Genomic DNA, 655 nt, shown 5'->3' with positions numbered 1-655 from the left:
CCAAGTTGACTAAGCAGCAGAGCGGCCACAGAGGCTGCCAGCAGGCTTTTCTTCATGTGATTCCTTAAAGACAATTATCGCTATGCCAGATATCGGCCTGTTCAAAAAAAGAGTACACAGCCTGCAAGTTAAAAGCAAAGAGATACAGGCAGAGTGATCTTACTCATTCAATATCGCGTTTGACACTCGATTTTTCTGATATGCCTGAATCTGCGCAGTAGAAAAATGACAAAGGCGATCAAGTATTTCAAGTGCCTGTGCTGATATGGTTTGAGTATGTTCACTAACCAGAATAGATAACTCCCGCCAGTACTGTTGATTAGCGTTGATAACCTGCTGCTCTATCTGCCCGACTTCAGCCGACAACATTTCAGGGTTTTTAAATCTACCATCAATATCCACCGCTAGCAGCGATGCTGAAATACAGCGTTTCAGGGAGTCAAAGTTGCTGATGGCCGGGATTACTAGCTTACTGATATATATATGGTCGTCGGTCCGTTTCACCACACCAGGAATGAATTCAGCCAGATCGGCGATATTCGCTGGTAATTTGTCCCTATCGGCCATTTGCAACTCATTGGCTATGTCAAAGGTAAGGCCACTCGGGCTGGTGAAGTGTAGCGGTATGCTGTAAAGCCAGCTCGCTGATGTATCG

The 655-nt window shown here is 45.5% G+C and carries 1 protein-coding gene; it reads right to left on the bottom strand.

Annotated features, from left to right (window positions below; all coding sequences use genetic code 11):
* Positions 1-159 precede the first annotated feature (159 nt).
* A partial coding sequence (locus tag J0A66_RS21490) for a hypothetical protein (RefSeq protein WP_206575909.1) occupies positions 160-655 on the bottom strand: 496 nt, incomplete at its 5' end.

Origin of the sequence: Bowmanella dokdonensis, from assembly GCF_017254865.1 — a bacterium.
Taxonomy (GTDB): domain Bacteria; phylum Pseudomonadota; class Gammaproteobacteria; order Enterobacterales; family Alteromonadaceae; genus Bowmanella; species Bowmanella dokdonensis.
Note: the sequence above shows the minus strand (reverse complement) of the source record. Positions and strands in the feature narration are given on the sequence as shown.